The sequence below is a fragment of the Bacteroides zhangwenhongii genome, assembly GCF_009193325.2.
Lineage (GTDB): Bacteria > Bacteroidota > Bacteroidia > Bacteroidales > Bacteroidaceae > Bacteroides > Bacteroides zhangwenhongii.
Genome location: NZ_CP059856.1, coordinates 2,124,016 through 2,140,798 on the forward strand (window position 1 = coordinate 2,124,016; position 16,783 = coordinate 2,140,798).

Consider the following 16,783-nt stretch of genomic DNA (forward strand, 5'->3'; position numbering starts at 1 on the left):
TTAAGAGTTGAGAGTTAAGTGTTTTAATTCATTAGACAGGCGGTCTATAATATCGACGGCCACTTTTGTCTTCGACTTGAGCGGATAGTCGGTACGGCCTTTCCGGTCGATGATACTGATTTTGTTGGTATCATGACGGAAACCGGCTCCCACGTCGTTCAGAGAGTTGAGCACGATAAAATCGAAATTCTTCCGTTCGAGTTTTCCTTCGGCATTCTGCTGCTCGTTGTTCGTTTCGAGGGCAAAGCCTACCAACAACTGGTCTTTTCTTTTGACAGCCCCCAGACTGGCGGCAATATCTTTGGTTGCCCGAAGATGCAGCGTCAGCTCTTCTTCTTTCTCGCGCTTGATCTTCTTGCCAGCCACCATTTCCGGACGGAAATCGGCTACCGCGGCACACAGTATGGCTGCGTCGGAATCGAAGAAACACGCTTGCGAAGCCGCATACATTTCCTCCGCCGATTCCACATCGATCCGGCGAATACGGGAGTGCCGTGTTTCCAGTTGCACGGGACCCGCAATCAACGTCACCTCCGCACCACGACGGGCGCATTCTTCCGCCAAAGCAAATCCCATTTTCCCGGAAGAATAGTTGCCGATGAAACGGACGGGATCAATCTTCTCGTACGTCGGTCCGGCTGTAATCATGACCTTCTTTCCTTTCAGCTCACCGTTTGCGGCAAAAAACTCGTCCAATACCCGGATGATATTTTCCGGTTCTTCCATCCGCCCCTTCCCAACCAAGTGGCTGGCAAGCTCTCCCGTGCCCGGCTCGATGATATGATTGCCGAACGAACGGAGAATATCCAGATTCTTCTGGGTAGAAGGATGCGCATACATATCGAGATCCATTGCCGGAGCGACAAACACCGGAGCTTTGGCCGAAAGATAGGTTGTAATCAGCATATTGTCGGCTATCCCGTTTGCCATCTTGCCGATGGTAGAGGCGGTGGCGGGAGCAATCAACATGGCATCCGCCCACAGCCCCAAGTCTACGTGGCTGTTCCACGTTCCGTCGCGCTGTGCGAAAAACTCGCTGATGACCGGCTTGCTGGTCAACGCCGAAAGAGTGATGGGAGTAATAAATTCTTTTCCCGCCGGAGTAATCACGACCTGCACTTCCGCTCCCTGCTTGATAAGCCCACGAATGATGTAGCAAGCCTTATACGCGGCAATACTGCCGGTAATTCCAAGAATTATCTTTTTTCCTTTTAGCATTATTTCGTTATCAGATTGCTCATTTCACGCAGACGGATTTTTGTCAATACCGCTTTCGTATTCAGCGTGAAATCACTGTTCAAAATCCAACTGTAATATCCGGGATCTTTCTTCAAGACCTCAGCTACAGACATTCCTTTGTACTTTCCGAAGTTGAACACTTCCACTCCATTATCATCATAGACCATGCGACCGGCAAAGTCTACATTCTTGGAATAGCTGGAGTAGTCCGCCAGAAACGCGATATCGTTCTGCAACTCGTCATAGCGGTCGAGCTGCGCTTTCAGCACCTCGTAAGTGGCACGTGTGTCCGCCTCCGCCGTATGCGCGTCCTCCAGATTCTTTTCGCAGTAGAATTTGTAGGCTGCCGAAAGGGTGCGTTGCTCCATTTTGTGGAAAATCACCTGCACGTCCACAAATTTGCGCTTCGTCATGTCGATATCCACTCCCGCACGCAGAAATTCTTCCGCCAGCACAGGAATGTCGAAACGGTTGGAGTTGAATCCTGCCAAATCGCATCCTTCAATGTCACGGGCAATGCTCTTTGCCACTTCCTTGAAAGTAGGGCAATCCGCTACGTCCGCATCGTAAATGCCATGCACGGCGGAAGAGGCTTCGGGAATATGCATCTCCGGATTGATACGCAAAGTCTTGGCTTCCTCATTCCCGTTCGGATAAACTTTCAAATAACAGATTTCAACAATACGGTCTGTGTTGATATTGGTTCCGGTCGTCTCAAGATCGAAAAAGACGATGGGATTTTTCAAATTTAATTTCATTTCTGGTTATTTTATTGAGTCACCACAGATTAACACAGATTCACACAGATTTTACTTCTCCTAAAGAAAAATATCTGTGTGAATCTGTGTTAATCTGTGGTGAAACGTATTAATCATTCAACATCATCGGCATCAGCAACATCAGCAAGTCTTCGTTCTCTTCCTGCTCTACGGGAATGATTACTCCGGCTCGTGAGGGATCGGCCAATTCGATAATAACTTCGTCTGCGGAAATGTTGTTCAGGATGTCGATCAGGAACGTAGATTTGAATCCGATACTCATGGCAGCTCCCGTATATTGGCATACCTGTGTTTCTTCGGCAGAGGTGGAGAAGTCGATGTCCTGCGCGGAAATGACAATCTGGTTTTCCTGCATACGGAGCTTGATCAAGCTGCTTGCCTGCGAGGAAAAGATAGACACACGGCGCAAAGCTCCCATCAACTGCTGGCGGTCTACGGTCAACTTATGGGGGTTGTTTTGAGGAATTACCGAGTTGTAGTTCGGATAACGCCCTTCGATCAGACGGCAAACCATGCGATAGCTTTCGAGCATGAACACGGCGTTGCGTTCGTCGAATTCGATTGTCACCATGCCCTGTTCTTTCGGCAGAAGATTCTTGAGCAGCGTAGCCGGTTTCTTCGGCAGGATGAACGCCGCACGCTCGTTGCCTTTAGCCGCCAATGTCTTGCAACGCACCAGCTTATGACCGTCCGATGCGACCATCGTGATGTCTTCTGTCGTAATATCAAAATAAATACCGTTCATCACCGGACGGAGTTCATCGTCGGCAGTCGCGAATACCGAGCGGTTGATACCTCCCAGAAGCACTTCCGCTTCCATCTCCACGCGAACTGCATTGTCTCCCAATGTAGCCGACTGAGGGAATTCGTCCGCATTCTGTCCCATCAGACTATATTTTCCGTTCTGATACTGCACCGTAATTTCATAATTGTCCGGATTGACGTCAAACGTCAATGGCTGTTCCGGAATCTCTTTCAGTGCGTCCAGCAACGTTTTCGCCACTACGGCAAAACGTCCGTTCGTATCGCTTTCATTCACTTCTACGGTAGTAACCATCGTTGTCTCGCTGTCGGATACGGTGACAGACAATGTTCCATCTTCCAGTTCGAAGAGAAAACAATCGAGGATAGGCAATGCGTTTTTCGAATTGATCACGCGGCTTATAGCCTGTAAATGGCTAGAAAGAGCAGTACTTGAAACGATAAATTTCATATATTTTCGTGTATTTAAGTTTTAAATATTCTAACGCACAAAGTTACGAAAAAAGATTCGGGCAACCCAATAAAACAAAAGAAAAAACAGTCTTTGTGTGAGGGATATTCCTAAAAAGTCGTAACTTCGCCGCAGAATTTAAATTAATCGCAATGGAATTTACAGGAAAAATCATCGCTATTCTCCCTCCGAGAGGTGGAGTATCAAGAACAAGCGGCAACGAGTGGAAATCACAAGAGTTCGTTATCGAAAATCACGACCAATATCCGCGTAAAATGTGTTTCGACGTATTCGGCGCAGACAAAATCGAGCAGTTCAATATTCAAATGGGCGAAGAACTGACCGTATCATTTGATGTTGACGCCCGTCAATGGCAGGATCGTTGGTTCAACAGTATCCGTGCATGGAAAGTCGAACGTGTAGGCGCAGGCGCTCCAATGGCTCCGGGTGCTCCCGTTCCTCCTCCGGCTCCGTCCGCTACTCCGGAATTTACTCCGGGCGACGCGAAAGACGATCTGCCTTTCTAAACAAAAAAATCAAGGCGTAACGATACGCACTGAAAAACTCCCGGTGAATTTGATTTTTGCCGGGAGTTTTTTTATGCCCGCACTTTGTAAAGATTCCGCCCACAGGTAAACACCTCTCAGCCCACAGATGAACAACACCCGGACACGGGCTCAGGGAAATAAGCCCACAGGTGAAAAAAGGTCAGCAATAACGTCGGCAACCAAAACCCAGAAATACTATCGCTGATAGTATTTCTATTCTCTTCTAATCTCTTCTTTTCTCTTCTCTTGGGTTATGGTTGGGTTATGGTTGGGTTTTTGCGCCCTGCCAGAAGGCGTTTCAGCGCTTTTAGTTTTTGCAAAAACAGCGTTTTTTCGCAGGTAGTTTTTTCACCTGTTTTTCCTCTTTTCAAATCCGTTTTTTCTTCGTTCGGAAATCTTTTTCCAATCAACCCGAAATGATTTTTCCAGCTTGTCTTTAGTCGGCTTTATACTTCAAAACGATGGTGGGATATGCCACTTCATCAGCACAAGTGAACTGAGCAAAAAGTATGAAATTGCGAAAAAATTCCGCATTGCGCACAAAGAAATCGGGCACGAAACAGACCTGTTTTTCCACTTGCCGGAAGAGGTGTTCGAAATCTGCCATCAGCATAAAGTGATAAGAATCGAACAGGTTACTCATCCCCGCTTTATAGGTAACAGCACCGTCAAGCACTTCGCCTTTATCCAACCGGAGTATATAGTCCGACAGACTGTCTTCGTCCGGTGCCAATAGTAGACGACCGGCATAAAAAGCAGCGTACAGTTCCGAAGTCGGCTCCGCGAAACTGGAAAGTTGCGTAAACAACGTTGTCTGAGGCAGCCGGTAGACAGGATAGGCTTTATCCGCAGTATAACAAAAAGTTATACGGGGATTCTTATGTCTTTCTACAGCGGATGCCGTATTTGTCAGGGAGCGCATCATCCTCTCAGCCTCCGTCACATCGGGTACAGAAAGACTCAGCACAGCCGCCGCGCCCCGCAATGTATCTTCCCGCTGGAAAAGACAGGTCACTAAATCATGCCCGGTGTTTTCCATCAGATAACGCGAGATTTCACGGTTTCTTTCCTGCATTCCGCTATCATCGTCCACCCCTGCCGGTATATATTCACGACTGTCGCCATAGGCAAGCAGAGAGGTCCAGTCCGTAACGCTTTGTTTGCTAAAATAGAAAGTGGTGGAAGGCAACACTTCGCCCGGAAATCCTTTGACAGATTCTTGTTGCCGAAGCTGGTTGACAAAGGCGAAACAGGTATCCGGATCATGGCTGACACCTGTAAAATAGACATAATCGTCCTTCATCTTCATGTCAAACTCCGTCCACCCTATCATGCCGTTCACACGGGTATAAATGGTAGCGACCGCTCTGCTTTTCTTCGGTGCGTTTATCTGCATGAAAGCAGGATCATCCGCCAGAGAATCTCCCTTCTTGTAGGTGTCAACTACTTCTTCTATCAGTTTTTTCTGGAAGCTCAACGCCATGAAATCGGACGTGAGATAGCAAGCGAGGAAATCACCGTCCGCCATCGGGTAGATTGTTATCTTTTCTCCTTTGTAATCGAAAGTTTTCGGCGGATAGAGTGATGAAATATATTTTTGCACGAATCTGTCTATCAGCTCCTTATCTCCTTCTCCCAATCTGCAATAGAGCACTTGGTCGCGTTCGCTGTCCGGAGCATGGAAACTTATCAGCATTTGATTCATTTGCCGACTCAATCCGTGAGGACTATCTTCGGAAAGTTCGTACAGGGAATGTTTTAAGTAGGAAAACAGCTTGGATACATACAGGTATTGCCGTTCTTTGCTGCAAGTCAGATTGTCGGTTTCAGTCACAAACTCAAGTACATCATCGGTAGCAAACACTGCCGAAGTAGTGGCGGGAACCAGCTCGTAAAGATTGAAATTTCTCTGTCCGTCAGCCGCCGACAGCCTGAAAAAAGAGTACATGACGAAACCTGCGCACAGAAGTACAACAGAAGAAGTGACCGCTATTTTCACTATCGTACGAAGTTTCATAATATTCGCTGTTTATCGGCTCGGTGCAAAAATAATAATTTCTACAAAGAAAACAAAACTTTTGCTAAAAAATTCACCGACAATTAAAGAAGGATTTCCAATCCGTCAAATGCCAGGTGAATATTCTCCGGAAGTCTCCGTTCAGCTTCGGCATGCAAGCCCATATCATGACTCATGTGTATAAAGTATGTCTTCTTTGCCTGAATGCGCCGCGCAACCGCCAAAGCCGCCTCCAGATTCTGATGTGTAGGATGCGGGGCTATGCGGAGTGCATTCACAATCAGAACATCCACGCCTGCCAATTGTTCATAGGATTCTTCGGGCATGGTCAGCATATCGGTGATATAACCGAGTTTTCCGATCCGGTATCCGAGAATCGGCAACCGCCCGTGCATCACACGCAAGGGAAGCACTTCGGTATGGTTTATGTAAAAGGGTTGTCCCGCCACAATCTCTTGCAAAGGGATATTAGGGACACCGGGATACGAATGTTCCACAAAACAATAGGGCATACGCGAACGCAATCCGCGTGCCACGTATTCTTCCGCATAAATAGGAACTGAACCAAACTGGCAGAACGGGCGAAGATCGTCCAGCCCGCCCACATGATCGTAATGCTCATGCGTAATGAGCACTCCGTCTATCTTCTCGAAAGGGAGATGCAGTACTTGCTCCCGGAAGTCGGGACCGCAATCTATCAATATGCGCGCATCTTCCGTCTCTACAATGGCAGAGGCACGCAACCTGTTATCTTTCGGATCGGCAGAAGTACAAACTGCACATGTGCAACCAATCTGGGGCACTCCTGTCGATGTTCCACTTCCAATGATTCTTACCTTCATACTTCATTAAATTACGTTTACTTCCGGGTGGATATCGATACCGAATTTATCGCGTACCGAAGCCCGCACCGCATCTGAGAGTGCGATAATGTCACTGCCTTTCGCTCCACCCCGATTCACCAACACCAATGCTTGTTTATCGTGGACGGCGGCGGGTCCTAAGGATTTTCCTTTCCATCCGCATTGGTCGATCATCCATCCGGCAGGAATTTTCACACGCCCGTCAGGAAGCTCATAGTAAGGTATGCGGGGATAATCCCGCTGCAAGGCTTCCAGCTTGTCTTTCGCCACAATGGGGTTCATAAAGAAACTGCCTGCATTTCCCGTCACTTTCGGGTCGGGCAGTTTGCTTTCGCGAATCTCAATGATCACTTTACGGACAATGGGCAACGTCGGTGCAGGATACTTTGCAAGTTCCTGGCGGATCGTTCCATAGTCCAGCGTGTACCGTTCTTCTTTACTAAGGCGGAAGCGGACATAGTTGACAAAAACGGATTTGTTCTCAGGACGCTTGAAAATGCTGTTGCGATAGGCATATTCGCATTCTTCGACAGAGTAAACACGCTCATATCCTTGAATGTTCACTGTCTCTACCGCCGTTATCAGGTCTTTCACCTCCACTCCGTAGGCTCCGATATTTTGCACGGCACTCGCTCCCACCTCACCGGGAATCAACGAAAGATTCTCCGCTCCATACCATCCATGCTCCACGCAACAGGCTACAAAATCATCCCACACAACTCCCGCGCCGACACGCAGGGATACGGTCTGAGAGTCTTCGGCCGTCACTTCGATACCTCCGATGCGGGAATGCAGTATCAGCCCGTCGTAGTCTTTGGTAAACAGCAGATTGCTGCCGCCGCCAATATGCAAAAAAGGTGTCGTAACGGCACCTTGCGCAATATACTCCTTCAGTTCCGCTACTGAGGCGTATTCCAGAAAACGGGAGGCACTGACATCAATGCCGAAGGTATTGTAGGGCAAAAGAGAATACATAATCTATCAGTTTAAAAAGGTTATATACTGGTGTCTTCAAACTTATACAGCTCCCATCCTCCGGCTTTCCGACGGAAGTACAGGATGTTGGAGAAACCGTTGCCGATACCTTTCAACGCAAGAATCTTCGTTGTCGAGTTATCGTCGTTTCTCTGTCCGTAGTTGATATTGGAGAGACGTTCGGAAGGAAGTTCCGGCTTGAAGGCAAACCATTGGTCCCGGTCGAGCGTTGTCTCCAAAATGGAGAAGTCGTCATCCGGATCGCTGGTAACAAAAATCAACGGTTCGCGTATGCGCTGGCTCTGGAAAAGGCTGTCGACGGCAAAACGGCCGAAGAACTCCACAAAGTCCTCATCGTCGTCCTGCTCGATAGGACGCAAATTGATGGCTTCCAGCATCCACGCTCCTTTGATGCGTTCAAAGTAATATTTTTTCATCATCCGTGTCTTCACGAATATCCACTCCACTTGCACAGAGGTAAGCGCAGTATCTCCTACTAAATCCATATCTTCTTCTTTATCAAACAGGAGCGTATAGTAATGCTGCTTGGTAAATAAGTCGTCATGCTTCCAATGGTGTTCGTCGATGTTCAGCTTCTTGTCTCCATTGTAGTAGGGCAACGGAAACTTCACACGCTGACGCTGCAACACGTCGTCGGAGGCAAAATTATAGATAAAATCGTCGAAAGACTCGTCGGCCTGTATGGGTTGCGGCTCTTCCGGCAATTCTTCCTGGTGGATTGAATCGGTTTTGTACCGGATGGAATCCACCTCTTTTGTAATAGATGCGAAGGGGTCAATCTTAGCTTTCTTGTTTCCACAGGAACTCAGTATACCGAGCAATATGACCCCTGCAATTAGTTTTTTCATTATTTTAATTTCTCTCGTAACTTTTCAAGCATATCCACCGTCATGCTTTCCAAATCGTAGGCGGGCTTCCATCCCCACTCTTCGCGGGCACAAGTGTCGTCCAGACTGTCGGGCCAGCTATCGGCTATGCGCTGCTTCAAGGGGTCTATGTCATAAACCATCTCAAACTGCGGCACGTGCTTCTTGATTGCCTGATATATCGTTTCCGGGTCGAAACTCATGGAAGCGATATTGAAAGCATTGCGGTGTATCAATCTTGTCGGATCGGCTTCCATCAGCGTGATCGCCGCGTTCAGTGCATCCGGCATATACATCATATCCATCAAAGTGCCTTGCTTAATGGGGCACACAAACTTCTCTCCTTTCACTGCCGAATAGTAAATGTCGACAGCATAGTCGGTCGTACCTCCTCCCGGAGGGGTCACATTCGAAATAATGCCCGGAAAACGGACAGCACGGGTATCGACACCGTATTTATTAAAATAGTAGTCGCTCAGCAACTCTGTCGTTACTTTCGTGACTCCATACATGGTACGCGGACGCTGGATCGTGTCTTGCGGCGTCTTGGTGTGAGGCGTACTTGCACCAAACGAGCCGATAGAACTGGGAGTGAACACCGCGCATCCTTGTTCACGTGCCACTTCCAGCACATTCCATAATCCATCAATACCTATCTTCCAAGCCAGCTTGGGTTTCGACTCGGCAACTACGGACAACAGGGCAGCCAAATTATAAATCGTATCAATGTGATACTCTTTTACCACAGATGCCACCGCCTGAGCATCCGTCACATCGGCAATCGCCGAAGGACCGGACTCTTTCAATTCTCCCTTAGGCTCTGCACCCGGTATATAACCTGCTACAACATTTGCATTTCCATAACGTTTCCGTAGCTCCATCGTTAGCTCCGACCCGATCTGTCCGGTAGCTCCAATAATCAAAATGTGTTCCATTTTTTCTTCTGACTTAGAATAATAAGCTTAAATAGTGCGCAAAGTAAGCACTTTTTTTTCAGATTTTAATCAAAAAGACATTGTTATTCCAAGAAAAATTGTGTCCTTTGCAATATAACTTAATCACATAAACACCATGTACGGTAAAATGCAAGAAATCCTCAGCCAGACATTGGCTGAAATCAAGGAGGCCGGACTTTACAAAGAAGAACGACTGATTGAGAGTGCGCAGCAAGCTGCCATCACTGTAAAAGGTAAAGAGGTACTGAACTTCTGTGCCAACAATTACTTGGGACTGTCCAATCACCCCCGATTGATCAAGGCTTCCCAAGAGATGATGAATCGTCGCGGATACGGTATGTCGTCCGTCCGTTTTATCTGTGGGACACAGGATATTCATAAAGAACTGGAAGCGGCTATTTCCGACTATTTCCAGACAGAAGACACGATTCTATACGCTGCCTGCTTCGATGCGAACGGCGGGGTATTCGAACCGCTCTTCACCGAAGAGGATGCGATTATCTCGGACTCGCTGAACCATGCTTCCATCATCGACGGTGTGCGTCTGTGTAAAGCGAAACGCTATCGTTATGCCAATGCCGATATGAAGGATTTGGAAAGATGTCTGCAAGAAGCGCAGGCGCAACGTTTCCGTATTGTCGTGACGGACGGTGTATTCTCTATGGATGGCAATGTGGCTCCGATGGATCAGATTTGCGATCTGGCCGAGAAATATGATGCGCTGGTGATGGTAGACGAGTCTCACTCGGCAGGAGTGGTAGGCGCCACCGGTCACGGGGTCAGCGAATTGTATAAGACACACGGCCGCGTGGATATTTACACCGGAACGCTGGGCAAAGCTTTCGGTGGTGCGCTGGGAGGATTTACGACAGGCCGCAAAGAGATTATCGACCTGTTGCGTCAACGCAGCCGTCCGTATCTGTTCTCTAATTCATTGGCTCCGGGCATTATCGGCGCCAGCCTTGAGGTGTTCAAAATGCTGAAAGAAAGCAATGCGCTGCACGACAAGCTTGTAGAGAACGTGAATTACTTCCGCGACAAGATGACCGCTGCCGGATTTGATATCAAACCGACGCAGAGTGCGATATGCGCTGTGATGCTGTATGATGCGAAGTTGTCTCAGGTTTATGCCGCACGTATGCAGGAAGAGGGTATTTACGTGACCGGATTCTATTATCCGGTGGTTCCGAAGGAACAGGCGCGTATCCGTGTGCAAATCTCTGCAGGACACGAGAAGGCTCATCTCGACAAATGTATCGCTGCCTTTATCAAAGTGGGTAAAGAACTCGGCGTATTGAAATAAAACTTTTTCATATCTTCCATTGTTATTATTGGGGTGCATTAGAAGTGCCGACAAGATAACAATGGAAGATTTTTTTATTTATATATGGAAGAACTGACTCTCACGACTCCTGCCCTTCTTTTCTCGGCAGTCTCACTGATTTTATTGGCTTACACCAATCGTTTCTTATCGTACGCACAACTTGTGCGGCAGTTGCGCGACCGCTATATGGAGAATCCTACGGATATCACGGTAGCGCAAATAGAGAACTTACGGAAACGTTTGAATCTGACCCGCACCATGCAAGGACTGGGAATTGCGAGCCTGTTTCTCTGTGTGGTCAGTATGTTTTTCATTTATATCGGACTGCAACTGCTGTCCGCCTATGTATTCGGAGTGGCTCTGCTGTTGCTTATCGCTTCATTGGGCGTGTCTTTCCGCGAAATACAGATTTCCACCCGTTCGCTGGAGATTTATCTGGGAACGATGGAGAAGGGAAAGAATAAAGACAGGAAATGACCTGTAAACAAAAAAGAGAGTGTGTCGAAACTCTCATAAACTAAAAATCACCCTCGCCACAGAAAGTTGTAACGAGGGTGATTTCGATAAAAGGGGAGTTTTGACATATCCCCAACTTTTATTTGCAGCTTATTAACTGTTTGTAGCTTATTAACGCTGTCCCAATTGTGAGTCTACAAAGAAAATTCCGGTATCACCGGCTTTCTTGATTTTGTCAACAATGCCTTGCGCTGTAGCTTCTTCTTCTACTTGTTCGCGAACGAATCCCCACAAGAAATCTTGTGTTGCCTTGTCCTTCTCAGCAGCAGCTACGTCTACCAGTTTGTCTACCAATTGAGAAACATGGCATTCATGTTTGTAAACGTGCTCGAATACTTCCAACGGACTACCCCAACCGTTAGGAACAACATCTATTTTATCAACTTTAGCGGTTCCTCCACGTTTGATAATATAATCTGCCATAGCATAAGCATGACCCATCTCTTCTTGAGACTGCTTCTTCATCCAATGGGCAAAACCACTGAAACCTTCTTTCTCGAAATAGAAAGACATTGCCAAATACAGGTTAGCAGACCACATCTCAGCAGTAATCTGTTCGTTAATTGCATTCTGTAATTTTTCTGAAATCATAATCGTATCTTTTATTAAGTTGTTAATGTAGTTTCTTTTTGAACTCATTACAAAAATAACAAGATTTCAGTCCAAATTGTTCCATGCACCCCGCATTTTTAAACTACATTCACACTTTGATTGTGGCGGTTCATTTTTTACTTACAACAGCTCGTCGGAAGTATATCCTTTCGGAAGCTCACGACAGTTATAGCCGGAAGCCATTATTTCACCGTATGCACCGGCAGAACGAAGGGCTATCAGGTCTCCACGTTTGACTTTGTTCAGATCAATCGCTTTTCCGAAAACATCGGACGACTCACATATCGGCCCTACTACATCGTACGCTTCCATCGGTTCTTCGGAAGTCAGGTTTTCCATCTTATGGTATGCCTGATACAAAGCCGGACGGATCAAATCGGTCATACCTGCATCGAGGATGGCAAATTTCTTCTTGGCTCCTTGCTTCACATACAGCACTTTGGATATCAACGTACCACACTGCCCCACGACGGCACGCCCCAATTCAAAATGAAGTGTTTGATAAGGACGCAGTTTCAGTTGTCCGGCATAGGTGGCAAAATAATCTTTGAAGTTCGGGATAGCCTGACGGTTGGGATGGCCGTAATCTATCCCCAGACCACCACCGACATTTATATGTTCTACCAGAATCCGACGTGCTTCCAACTTGTCCTGTAATTCATTGACACGATTGCACAAAGCGATGAAATCGCCCATATCGAGAATCTGCGAACCGATGTGGAAGTGAAGGCCGATAAACTTGATATTCTTCATTTCCAAAGCCACGTCTATCACTTTATCCATATCCTGCATACTGATACCGAATTTATTTTCGGCAAGACCGGTAGTGATATTGGCGTGAGTATGCGCGCCTACATCCGGATTGATGCGGAAAGCGACATTGGCTATTTTGTTTTGAGCGGCTGCCAGCTCGTTGATTACTTCAAGCTCGGGAATAGATTCTACGTTAAAACAGAAGATTCCATATTCTAATCCGAGATTGATTTCCCAGTCTGCTTTACCCACTCCCGCAAAAACGACTTTATTGGCCGGGAATCCTGCACGGATAGCGGCACGAATCTCTCCACCGCTCACGCAGTCGGCTCCCATTCCGCTTTCACGGATGATGGCAAGTACCTTCGGATTGGCATTCGCTTTGACAGCATAGTGTACTGAATAATTAGGATATTTGGCAACCTCATGGTTAATAGCCGACAATGTATCACGCAGCACTTTGGTATCGTAATAATAGAAAGGTGTCTGCAAAGTGCGGAATTTATCGATTGGAAATATTCCCTTCATAACTCAAAAACTTGTTTAGTTGGTTAAAAAAAGCGCTTTTATCAGTTCGGTAAAAGCGCTCATATTATTGATGGAATTATTTGCCGTTGAAAAGCATATCACTCAACGACTGTAAAGCCGCCTTCTTGTCACACTCCCGAATGAGGAAGGAGATGTTGTAGTTGCTTCCTCCGAATGAGATCATTCGCACCGGTATGTCGCGCATCGCATCAAGCGCTTTGGCTTCAAAACCGACATTTTCCCATTCCAGGTCACCTACAACGCAGATGATACACATTTCTTTATCAACGGTTACCGTTCCATATTTCTTCAGGTCATCTAAAATTTCATTAAGATGTTTCGTGTTATCTATCGTTACAGAAACACCGACCTCCGAAGTACAGATCATATCGATGGATGTCTGATAGCTTTCGAAGATTTCGAACACCTTACGCAAGAAACCGTGAGCCAATAACATACGGCTGGATTTGATCTTGATAGCAGTAATGTTATCTTTGGCGGCTACTGCTTTGATTTTTCCTTTCTCTGTATCATTGGAAATCAATGTGCCGGGAGCGGTCGGATCCATCGTATTCAGCAAACGTACAGGAATATTGGCATATTTAGCCGGCTGGATGCAGGTAGGATGCAGAATCTTCGCACCGAAATAAGCCAATTCGGCTGCTTCTTCGAAATGCAGCTGACGTACCGGAGCTGTCTTGTCAACGATACGCGGATCGTTATTGTGCATACCGTCAATGTCTGTCCAGATCTGAATTTCGGAAGCATTCACCGCTGCTCCGATCAGAGAAGCCGTATAATCGCTACCGCCACGTTGCAGGTTGTCTATCTCACCATAAGCATTGCGGCAGATGAAACCTTGCGTGATGTAGATATCCATATCCGGATAAAGTTCGAGCTGTGCCTGCAACTTCTCCTTAATATATACGGGGTCCGGCTCCGCGTTCTTATCAGTACGCATGAATTCCAAAGCCGGAAGCAGTACGGACTTCGCACCACATTCCTGCAGGTAGAAGTTCACCATTGCCGTAGAGATCAGCTCTCCTTGCGCCAAAACCACTTTCTCTTCAAACAAAGTGAAAAGGTCTTTCGTATAGGAGCGGATGTAGTCGAAGTGAGACTTGATGACTTCGAGACCTTTCTGTTTATATTCCTGAGTTGCGAATAGCTCATCAACGTGCTGTTTATATTTAGCTTCCAGCTTATTGATAATCTCGTTGGCACCCTCCGGATTCTTCTTATACAGATAGTCCGAAATTTCCACCAATGTGTTCGTTGTTCCCGACATAGCAGAAAGAACAACAATCTTCTGTTCACCATCGGTAATCAATTTGGCTACTTCCTTCATGCGCTGAGCAGAACCTACGGAAGTTCCTCCAAACTTTAAAACTTTCATTTTCGTTACTGTTTTAGTTATCTATATTTAAATCTATTTCTATTGTTCTCTGCCGGGGCATATATTCATCGGTCACATCGACAATCTGATGGTCGGCACAACGATACACCCGACCCGGATATTCTTTCAACAATTGCAGATTGTGCGTGGTCATCACAACGGATGAACCGGAACTGCAAATATTATGTAACAATTCAACAATCGATTTCCCCGTTTCCGTATCCAGGTTTCCGGTCGGTTCATCCGCCAGGATGATGGCCGGAGAATTGAGTACGGCACGTGCAATCACAATGCGCTGCTGTTCGCCACCGGAAAGTTCGTTCGGCAGTTTGTATCCTTTATTGGACATTCCTACCAAATTGAGCACTTCTTCAATACGTTCCTTGATTTCCTGTTTGTTCTTCCAGCCTGTGGCACGAAGTACAAATTCCAGGTTATTGTAAACGGTACGGTCTGTCAGCAACTGAAAATCCTGGAATACAATGCCTAACTTGCGACGCAATTGCGGGATATGCTTACGTTTGATAGACCGCATATTATAATCCAGTACCTTAGCTTCACCGTCAATTACATCCAGTTCGCCATAAAGGGTCTTGAGCAGACTCGTCTTTCCCGAGCCTACTTTTCCGATCAGATAGACAAACTCTCCTTTGTGCAATTCCAGATTTACATCACTCAGCACACAGAGTTCCTGTTGATGGATTTCTACGTTCTTATATCGTATCAACGCCTCGTCATCCATACCGACTCCCGCTTTAATTGTTAATTTCTAATCTTTACTTATTAATGTTTCTTCCATGTACTGCTATGTCTTTCCTGCAGTTCACGCGCAAGATCTTCAATGCGATAGCCTTTTGAAGTCAGCAATACAATCATGTGATAAATAAGGTCGGCTCCTTCGTAGATCAGGCGTTCGTCAGTGCCGTTGGTTGCTTCGATCACTGTCTCGACTGCTTCTTCACCTACTTTCTGTGCCATCTTATTGACTCCGGACTCAAACAGGCTGGTTGTATAAGAGCCTGCGGGCATTTCTTCGTGACGTTTGTCGATAAAGTCTTGCAATGCTTTCAGGAACATCACAGGTTCTTCATTCTTCTCGCCCCAACAGGTATCTGTACCTGTATGGCACACAGGACCTGCCGGATTAACCTGAATGAGCAACGTATCATTGTCGCAATCGGCCTTGATAGAAACAACATGAAGGAAATTACCGCTTTCTTCGCCTTTTGTCCACAGACGATTCTTTGTACGGCTAAAGAATGTCACTTTTCCGGTTTCTACCGTTTTATCATAGGCTTCCTTATTCATGAAGCCCAACATCAAGACTTTGCGCGTCTCATTGTCTTGTATGATAGCCGGAACAAGTCCGTTCATTTTCTCGAAATCCAATTCCATTTTATTCAATATCTTAATTTACTATTTACGCATTATAATACCTTCGCCGCAAAGATACGATTTTAAATCGGGAATTTTAATTTCTCCGAAATGAAAAACGCTGGCTGCCAATGCCGCATCTGCTTTTCCTTGCAAAAAGACGTCACGGAAGTGTTCTTTACTGCCTGCTCCACCCGATGCAATGATAGGAATAGAAAGCTGTCCAGCCAAAGCGGCAAGTGCTTCGTTCGCATAGCCGGTCTTCACACCATCATGATTCATACTCGTGAAGAGTATCTCTCCCGCTCCGCGTTCCTGCGCTTCCTTAGTCCACTCGAACAGGTCTTTATCCGTTTCGATGCGTCCTCCGTTCAAGTAACATTTCCAACCGTTCTCGGTCTGTTTCGCATCTACCGCCAATACACAGACCTGTGAGCCGAAATTCTTTGCAATCTCATCAACCAATCGGGGATTACGGATAGCGGAAGAATTGATGGAAATCTTATCTGCTCCCGCATTCAGCAGACGGTCTACATCACTCAATTCATTGATCCCTCCCCCTACGGTAAACGGGATATTGATATTAGCAGCAATCCGTTTTACCAATTCCGTAAAAGTCTTACGTCCCTCGTGGCTTGCAGTAATGTCCAGGAAAACAAGTTCATCTGCTCCCTGTTCACTGTAAGCACGGCCCAGCTCCACCGGATCACCGGCTTGGCGCAAGTTGACAAAATTCGTTCCTTTCACGGTTTGTCCGTCTTTTATATCCAGACAAGGTACTATTCTTTTTGCTAACACAATCT

At 46.5% G+C, this 16,783-nt stretch carries 18 protein-coding genes; 3 read left to right on the plus strand and 15 right to left on the minus strand.

Annotation, left to right across the window (positions count from 1 at the left end):
• The 3 genes from coaBC to dnaN form a co-directional block, all read right to left on the minus strand.
• Positions 1-1,218, minus strand: coding sequence for a bifunctional phosphopantothenoylcysteine decarboxylase/phosphopantothenate--cysteine ligase CoaBC (gene coaBC / locus GD630_RS08580; RefSeq protein WP_143868478.1), 1,218 nt, complete (start codon positions 1,216-1,218; stop codon positions 1-3).
• Positions 1,218-1,997 (minus strand): 3'-5' exonuclease, encoded by a 780-nt coding sequence (locus GD630_RS08585; RefSeq protein ID WP_007766366.1) that lies wholly within the window; start codon positions 1,995-1,997, stop codon positions 1,218-1,220. Before GD630_RS08585 ends, coaBC begins: the two co-directional genes overlap by 1 nt.
• 109 nt (positions 1,998-2,106) lie before the next feature.
• Positions 2,107-3,231, minus strand: coding sequence for a DNA polymerase III subunit beta (dnaN, locus tag GD630_RS08590; protein WP_143868480.1), 1,125 nt, complete (start codon positions 3,229-3,231; stop codon positions 2,107-2,109).
• 152 nt (positions 3,232-3,383) lie between these two features.
• Here dnaN and GD630_RS08595 point away from each other — a divergent pair, with 152 nt between their 5' ends.
• The gene (locus GD630_RS08595; RefSeq protein WP_007766361.1) at positions 3,384-3,758 is read left to right on the plus strand and encodes a DUF3127 domain-containing protein; all 375 of its coding nucleotides are present in this window, start codon (positions 3,384-3,386) and stop codon (positions 3,756-3,758) included.
• Positions 3,759-4,030: 272 nt separating this feature from the next.
• Here GD630_RS08595 and GD630_RS08600 read toward each other — a convergent pair whose 3' ends face one another.
• The 6 genes from GD630_RS08600 to GD630_RS08625 form a co-directional block, all read right to left on the minus strand.
• The gene (locus GD630_RS08600) at positions 4,031-4,189 is read right to left on the minus strand and encodes a hypothetical protein (protein ID WP_153260241.1); all 159 of its coding nucleotides are present in this window, start codon (positions 4,187-4,189) and stop codon (positions 4,031-4,033) included.
• 26 nt (positions 4,190-4,215) lie between these two features.
• Complete coding sequence (locus GD630_RS08605) at positions 4,216-5,796, minus strand: DUF3352 domain-containing protein (RefSeq protein WP_143868482.1); 1,581 nt, start codon at positions 5,794-5,796, stop codon at positions 4,216-4,218.
• Between the two features lie 83 nt (positions 5,797-5,879).
• Positions 5,880-6,638: an MBL fold metallo-hydrolase gene (locus tag GD630_RS08610; protein ID WP_007748038.1), complete on the minus strand. Its 759-nt coding sequence runs from the start codon at positions 6,636-6,638 to the stop codon at positions 5,880-5,882.
• Between the two features lie 6 nt (positions 6,639-6,644).
• Positions 6,645-7,634 carry a UDP-N-acetylmuramate dehydrogenase gene (gene murB, locus GD630_RS08615; RefSeq protein WP_143868484.1) on the minus strand — a complete coding sequence of 330 codons (990 nt, stop codon included), beginning with the start codon at positions 7,632-7,634 and terminating at the stop codon, positions 6,645-6,647.
• 20 nt (positions 7,635-7,654) lie between these two features.
• Positions 7,655-8,503 (minus strand): DUF4348 domain-containing protein, encoded by an 849-nt coding sequence (locus GD630_RS08620; protein WP_143868486.1) that lies wholly within the window; start codon positions 8,501-8,503, stop codon positions 7,655-7,657.
• Complete coding sequence (locus GD630_RS08625) at positions 8,503-9,456, minus strand: NAD-dependent epimerase/dehydratase family protein (protein WP_143868488.1); 954 nt, start codon at positions 9,454-9,456, stop codon at positions 8,503-8,505. The genes GD630_RS08620 and GD630_RS08625 overlap by 1 nt, the downstream gene beginning before the upstream one ends.
• Before the next feature lie 136 nt (positions 9,457-9,592).
• Here GD630_RS08625 and kbl point away from each other — a divergent pair, with 136 nt between their 5' ends.
• The gene (gene kbl, locus GD630_RS08630) at positions 9,593-10,780 is read left to right on the plus strand and encodes a glycine C-acetyltransferase (protein ID WP_143868490.1); all 1,188 of its coding nucleotides are present in this window, start codon (positions 9,593-9,595) and stop codon (positions 10,778-10,780) included.
• 84 nt (positions 10,781-10,864) lie between these two features.
• Positions 10,865-11,278: a DUF2721 domain-containing protein gene (locus tag GD630_RS08635; RefSeq protein WP_007748058.1), complete on the plus strand. Its 414-nt coding sequence runs from the start codon at positions 10,865-10,867 to the stop codon at positions 11,276-11,278.
• Between the two features lie 150 nt (positions 11,279-11,428).
• On the opposite strand, the gene GD630_RS08640 is transcribed toward GD630_RS08635, so the two are convergent.
• From GD630_RS08640 to hisF, 6 genes are all read right to left on the minus strand, one after another.
• Positions 11,429-11,908, minus strand: a complete 480-nt coding sequence (locus GD630_RS08640) for a ferritin (RefSeq protein WP_143868492.1) — start codon at positions 11,906-11,908, stop codon at positions 11,429-11,431.
• A gap of 141 nt (positions 11,909-12,049) precedes the next feature.
• Positions 12,050-13,210 carry a diaminopimelate decarboxylase gene (gene lysA, locus GD630_RS08645; RefSeq protein ID WP_143868494.1) on the minus strand — a complete coding sequence of 387 codons (1,161 nt, stop codon included), beginning with the start codon at positions 13,208-13,210 and terminating at the stop codon, positions 12,050-12,052.
• 76 nt (positions 13,211-13,286) lie between these two features.
• A complete protein-coding gene (locus GD630_RS08650; protein WP_007766339.1) occupies positions 13,287-14,606 on the minus strand; it encodes an aspartate kinase in 1,320 nt (439 codons plus the stop codon).
• 13 nt (positions 14,607-14,619) lie between these two features.
• Positions 14,620-15,348 carry a cell division ATP-binding protein FtsE gene (locus GD630_RS08655; RefSeq protein ID WP_143868495.1) on the minus strand — a complete coding sequence of 243 codons (729 nt, stop codon included), beginning with the start codon at positions 15,346-15,348 and terminating at the stop codon, positions 14,620-14,622.
• 41 nt (positions 15,349-15,389) lie between these two features.
• On the minus strand, positions 15,390-16,001 hold the full coding sequence (gene hisIE / locus GD630_RS08660) for a bifunctional phosphoribosyl-AMP cyclohydrolase/phosphoribosyl-ATP diphosphatase HisIE (RefSeq protein ID WP_143868497.1): 612 nt from the start codon (positions 15,999-16,001) through the stop codon (positions 15,390-15,392).
• Positions 16,002-16,022: 21 nt separating this feature from the next.
• Positions 16,023-16,778, minus strand: a complete 756-nt coding sequence (gene hisF / locus GD630_RS08665) for an imidazole glycerol phosphate synthase subunit HisF (RefSeq protein ID WP_143868499.1) — start codon at positions 16,776-16,778, stop codon at positions 16,023-16,025.
• Positions 16,779-16,783: the final 5 nt, after the last annotated feature.

What these genes read in the sequence shown, in the direction of transcription:
- coaBC (WP_143868478.1), bottom strand. Translation starts at nt 1,218, where the DNA reads ATGCTAAAAGGAAAAAAGATAATTCTTGGAATTACCGGCAGTATTGCC.
- GD630_RS08585 (WP_007766366.1), bottom strand. Translation starts at nt 1,997, where the DNA reads ATGAAATTAAATTTGAAAAATCCCATCGTCTTTTTCGATCTTGAGACG.
- dnaN (WP_143868480.1), bottom strand. Translation starts at nt 3,231, where the DNA reads ATGAAATTTATCGTTTCAAGTACTGCTCTTTCTAGCCATTTACAGGCT.
- GD630_RS08595 (WP_007766361.1), top strand. Translation starts at nt 3,384, where the DNA reads ATGGAATTTACAGGAAAAATCATCGCTATTCTCCCTCCGAGAGGTGGA.
- GD630_RS08605 (WP_143868482.1), bottom strand. Translation starts at nt 5,796, where the DNA reads ATGAAACTTCGTACGATAGTGAAAATAGCGGTCACTTCTTCTGTTGTA.
- GD630_RS08610 (WP_007748038.1), bottom strand. Translation starts at nt 6,638, where the DNA reads ATGAAGGTAAGAATCATTGGAAGTGGAACATCGACAGGAGTGCCCCAG.
- murB (WP_143868484.1), bottom strand. Translation starts at nt 7,634, where the DNA reads ATGTATTCTCTTTTGCCCTACAATACCTTCGGCATTGATGTCAGTGCC.
- GD630_RS08620 (WP_143868486.1), bottom strand. Translation starts at nt 8,503, where the DNA reads ATGAAAAAACTAATTGCAGGGGTCATATTGCTCGGTATACTGAGTTCC.
- GD630_RS08625 (WP_143868488.1), bottom strand. Translation starts at nt 9,456, where the DNA reads ATGGAACACATTTTGATTATTGGAGCTACCGGACAGATCGGGTCGGAG.
- kbl (WP_143868490.1), top strand. Translation starts at nt 9,593, where the DNA reads ATGTACGGTAAAATGCAAGAAATCCTCAGCCAGACATTGGCTGAAATC.
- GD630_RS08635 (WP_007748058.1), top strand. Translation starts at nt 10,865, where the DNA reads ATGGAAGAACTGACTCTCACGACTCCTGCCCTTCTTTTCTCGGCAGTC.
- GD630_RS08640 (WP_143868492.1), bottom strand. Translation starts at nt 11,908, where the DNA reads ATGATTTCAGAAAAATTACAGAATGCAATTAACGAACAGATTACTGCT.
- lysA (WP_143868494.1), bottom strand. Translation starts at nt 13,210, where the DNA reads ATGAAGGGAATATTTCCAATCGATAAATTCCGCACTTTGCAGACACCT.
- GD630_RS08650 (WP_007766339.1), bottom strand. Translation starts at nt 14,606, where the DNA reads ATGAAAGTTTTAAAGTTTGGAGGAACTTCCGTAGGTTCTGCTCAGCGC.
- GD630_RS08655 (WP_143868495.1), bottom strand. Translation starts at nt 15,348, where the DNA reads ATGGATGACGAGGCGTTGATACGATATAAGAACGTAGAAATCCATCAA.
- hisIE (WP_143868497.1), bottom strand. Translation starts at nt 16,001, where the DNA reads ATGGAATTGGATTTCGAGAAAATGAACGGACTTGTTCCGGCTATCATA.